Below are 2,026 nucleotides of genomic sequence, written 5' to 3'. Positions count from 1 at the left end.
CACACACTTATGGCGATATAAAAACCAACAAAAAAATTAAAATTCCTTGGTTATTCAAAAAAAAAGACAGAACACCAAACGAAATGGAAATTTGGTATGAAGGAGATGATATTTTAAGTGTGGATATTTATGATGATGATAAGAAATTATTATTGTCTTCTACTTCATTTCAAGATGAAATAATAGTTAAAGACAATCAAGAAGTTGGCATTTGCTTGCACAGAAGTAATGAACCCAATACGCACAAAAACCAAATAAATATTTTGGTAAATGGGAAACTTAACTCAAAATATTGGACCATTGAACTCATTGGGAAAAAAGTAAGTAAAGGCAGATACCATTGTTATATTGAAAGAGACGATAGCGGGCAATCGATTTTTTTACCACAAATAGTAAATAAAACGCACACTACCAACTCTATTTGCAATTCTAAATATAGTATAGTAGTTGGTGCTTATGATCAAACAGATAATAACAAAACTATATTACCATTCAGTAGTTCTGGACCTACAGTTGATGGTAGAATGAAACCAGAAGTTTTGGCTCCAGGATCTAAAATAAAATCATCTTGTTCTTCATCAAGTAGGGAGACTCGAGCTTCTAACAAGTTATGTTCAAAAAGCGGAAGTAGTATGGCGGCTCCTTATGTAGCTTCATTAGTTATTAAAATTCTTGAAAAAGAACCAAATTTAAATATAAAACAAATTCGAGAAAAACTATTCAAGGCGTGTGATCCAGCAGTTTTTCCTAATAATAATTTGGAAATTTTTAGAGCAGGAAATGGTTATGTAAATCCAAATAAAATAATCAAATAAAACACACAGTTATGGAAAATTATATCACAAATTATAGAAGAAATAGACCCAATAATAATTTATTTGAATCTTTAAATTATTTTAATCAAAACGAACAAGTAGTCGCAACAAGACCAGCAAATATAAAGGATTGGTGTGCTATTAGAAATCAAATTGCTTATATTTTAGGACAAGCTGAATTAAATTGGATTGATCCTTATGATGTGAGAAATCCAGGCAGATCAATAGGAGAAGCAGAAACAAACCCTGATGGAAGCTTTAAAATGATTGATCAACTCGAAGAATATTGGAGAGGTGTAAGAGGCACAAGATCAAATCCACCAAATTATCAAAATGTAAACCCTAGAAACACTGCTTTGGCATCGGCTAGAGGTCAAAATGCTTGGAGTGCAGCTTTTGTTTCTTGGGCTATGAGAACTGCTGGGGTTGAAGAATCTGACGGGTTTGTATTTAGTATGAGACATATTACTTATGTGGTTCAAGCTTTAAGCAACGTAAGAAAAAACGATGCTTCAAAGCCAGTTTGGCTAGTTGATAACACAAATGCTGTAAAAGTGGGCGATATTCTATGCTTTAATAGAGTAAACGAAAACGGTGTAATGAGCAATCATACCTTAAATGGATTGGCTAGACTTTATCTTGATGCAAACAACAATGTTCGTGACTTGGAAGGTGTAGAAGGAGTATCTCATTGTGATGTAGTGAAAGTAATAATAGTTGAAAATAATAGAAAATTTGCAGTAGTAGTTGGCGGAAATAAAAGAAGTAATGGTACTGTAGCTTCAGTTCGAATTCGTTTGAATAATAACGATACTATTTTAAATCCAGCTACCGTAAGAAATCCAGGTAGTTGTTTTGGAATTATTAAATTAGGGTCAAGTTGTGCTCCAAGATTAACAGAATCAATTACTGAAGGCGAAGACGAATCGCTCCACCAACCTTTTTTTACAAATGCTTTTCTTTTTAGAAGAAATGCAAACAACCCAAATACTTTAAATGTGATTTTTGAAGGCGATTCTTGGCTTGATTATCCAATTCCTCGTGTGCTTGATTTGTACGACACCATTTCGGATAGAAACCAAAGATTGAATCTAAATAGTTTGCACTTGGCAAAATTTGGAGAAACCACTAGTGATATGTTTAATGATAAAGCAAACTTTGTTCAATACATCAGTAACTATAGAATCGATAGAATATATTTTAGTGGTGGA

At 32.8% G+C, this 2,026-nt stretch carries 2 protein-coding genes; both read left to right on the top strand.

Annotated elements, in window-relative coordinates; all coding sequences use genetic code 11:
* The coding region (locus AC061E_RS16500; protein ID WP_478287236.1) for a S8 family serine peptidase at positions 1-815 on the top strand (815 nt) is incomplete at its 5' end.
* An 11-nt stretch (positions 816-826) separates the two neighbouring features.
* The coding region (locus tag AC061E_RS16495; RefSeq protein WP_478287235.1) for a DUF2272 domain-containing protein at positions 827-2,026 on the top strand (1,200 nt) is incomplete at its 3' end.

Source organism: Flavobacterium sp. GNP011, assembly GCF_056428925.1.
The sequence above is the reverse complement of the archived record's forward strand: the minus strand, read 5'-3'. Positions and strand labels throughout refer to the sequence as shown.